Annotated in this window: 3 protein-coding genes; all 3 read left to right on the top strand. The window is 56.0% G+C overall.

Going from position 1 to position 2,700, the window contains the following annotated elements:
• The coding region (gene tolC / locus AB7E14_RS22610; RefSeq protein WP_428169996.1) for an outer membrane channel protein TolC at positions 1-1,297 on the top strand (1,297 nt) is incomplete at its 5' end.
• 149 nt (positions 1,298-1,446) lie between these two features.
• A complete protein-coding gene (locus tag AB7E14_RS22605) occupies positions 1,447-2,112 on the top strand; it encodes a DUF1190 family protein (RefSeq protein ID WP_042998172.1) in 666 nt (221 codons plus the stop codon).
• 5 nt (positions 2,113-2,117) lie between these two features.
• The coding region (locus AB7E14_RS22600; RefSeq protein ID WP_428169995.1) for a glutathionylspermidine synthase family protein at positions 2,118-2,700 on the top strand (583 nt) is incomplete at its 3' end.

Genomic DNA, 2,700 nt, shown 5'->3' with positions numbered 1-2,700 from the left:
ACTGGGCTTAGGTGCCGATTACACCTACAGCAACGGCTACCGCGATGCTAACGGCGTGAACTCAAATGCCACCAGCGCGTCCCTGCAATTAACGCAGACCCTTTTCGATATGTCGAAATGGCGTGCGCTGACCCTGCAGGAAAAATCGGCGGGTATTCAGGACGTGACTTTCCAGACGGACCAGCAGACGCTGATCCTCAACACCGCGAGCGCCTATTTTAAAGTGCTGAACGCCATTGACGTTCTCTCTTACACCCAGGCGCAGAAAGAGGCGATTTATCGTCAGTTGGATCAAACCACCCAGCGTTTCAACGTGGGTCTGGTGGCCATCACTGACGTGCAAAACGCCCGTTCGCAATACGATACCGTGCTGGCCAACGAAGTGACCGCCCGTAACGATCTCGACAATGCGGTTGAAGAACTGCGTCAGGTTACCGGCAACTACTACCCGGAGCTGGCATCGCTGAACGTTGACAGCTTCAAAACCGACAAGCCGCAGGCGGTGAACGCCCTGCTGAAAGAAGCCGAAAACCGCAACCTGACGTTGTTGCAGGCGCGTCTGAGCCAGGATCTGGCACGTGAGCAGATTCGCCAGGCGCAGGATGGTCACCTGCCAACGCTGGACTTAACCGCCTCTACCGGCGTATCTGATACCTCCTACAGTGGTTCGAAAACCCGCGGCAGCGCGGTAGGCTCCCAGTATGACGACAGCAACATGGGCCAGAACAAAGTCGGCCTGAGCTTCTCGCTGCCGATTTATCAGGGCGGGATGGTGAACTCGCAGGTGAAACAGGCGCAATACAACTTTGTTGGCGCCAGTGAGCAACTGGAAAGTGCCCACCGTAGCGTAGTGCAGACCGTACGTTCTTCCTTCAACAATATCAATGCGTCAATCAGCAGCATTAACGCGTACAAACAAGCGGTGGTTTCCGCCCAGAGCTCATTAGATGCGATGGAAGCGGGCTACTCCGTGGGTACACGTACTATCGTTGATGTATTGGATGCGACCACCACGCTGTACAACGCCAAGCAGCAACTGGCGAATGCGCGTTATAACTACCTGATCAACCAGCTGAATATCAAGTCAGCGCTGGGTACGTTGAACGAGCAGGATCTGGTGGCGCTGAACAACACGTTGGGCAAACCGATCTCCACCTCGCCGGAACACGTCGCGCCGGAAACCCCGCAGATGGACGCGAACGCTGACGGCTATGCCGCCAACGCGACAGCGCCCGCCACGCAACCGGCGTCGGTACGTTCTTCCAGCAGCAACGGTAAAAATCCGTTCCGTAATTAAACGCGATGACGGGGCTGCGGCCCCGTCTGAACGTAAGGCAACGTAAAGATCCCGCCATTGTTCCGCATTCCCGCCTCTTCTCGCTTCATTTTCAACCACTCATCCTCTATCCTGAGCAGTAATAACCACTGGGTCCAGGAAAGACGAAAATGAAACGGACAAAATCCATCCATCACGCCTCGTTCCGCAAAAGCTGGAGCGCACGCCATCTGACGCCTGTGGCGTTAGCCGTTACCGCTGTGTTTATGCTGGCGGGCTGTGAGAAAAGCGATGAAACCGTATCGCTGTATCAAAATGCGGATGACTGCTCGGCAGCCAATCCAGGTAAAAGTGCGGAATGTACCACCACATACAACAATGCGCTGAAAGAAGCGGAACGTACCGCGCCGAAATATGCCACTCGCGAAGATTGTATCGCTGAGTTCGGTGAAGGCCAGTGTCAGCAAGCCCCTGCTCAGGCAGGCATGGCGCCAGAAGCACAGGCACAGCAGTCCAGCGGCAGTTTCTGGATGCCTCTGATGGCGGGCTATATGATGGGCCGCATGATGGGCGGCGGCGCGGGCTTTGCGCAGCAACCGCTGTTCAGCTCGAAAAACCCGGCCAGCCCGGCTTACGGTAAATACACCGATGCGGGTGGTAAAAACTACGGCGCCGCACAGCCTGGTCGTACGATGACGGTTCCTAAAACCGCCATGGCGCCGAAACCGGCAACCACCTCTACCGTAACGCGCGGCGGCTTCGGTGAATCTGTAGCCAAACAGAGCGCCATGCAGCGTAGCGCAAGCGGCACGTCTACGCGTTCAATGGGTGGCTGATACGCATGGAAAGAGTCAGTATTACCGAACGCCCGGACTGGCGCGATAAAGCCACGGAATACGGTTTTAATTTTCACACCATGTACGGCGAACCGTACTGGTGTGAAGACGCCTATTACAAACTCACGCTGGCCCAGGTGGAAAAGCTGGAAGATGTGACCGCTGAGCTGCACCAGATGTGTCTCAAAGTGGTCGAGAAAGTGATCGCCAGCGACGAACTGATGACCAAATTCCGTATTCCTAAGCACACCTGGGGCTTTGTTCGTCAGTCCTGGCAGACAAACCAGCCGTCGCTCTACTCGCGTCTTGATCTGGCGTGGGATGGCACCGGCGAACCGAAGCTGCTGGAGAACAACGCCGATACTCCGACCTCGCTGTACGAAGCGGCGTTTTTCCAGTGGATCTGGCTTGAAGATCAGATCAATGCGGGCAATCTGCCGGAAGGCAGCGACCAGTTTAACAGCCTGCAGGAAAAGCTCATCGAGCGCTTCGCCGAGCTGCGCGAACAGTACGGCTTCCAGCTTCTGCATCTGACCTGCTGTCGTGATACGGTTGAAGATCGCGGCACCATTCAGTATCTGCAGGATT

Origin of the sequence: Citrobacter sp. (genome assembly GCF_050252275.1) — a bacterium.
Taxonomy (GTDB): Bacteria; Pseudomonadota; Gammaproteobacteria; order Enterobacterales; family Enterobacteriaceae; genus Citrobacter_A; species Citrobacter_A amalonaticus.
Note: the sequence above shows the minus strand (reverse complement) of the source record. Positions and strands in the feature narration are given on the sequence as shown.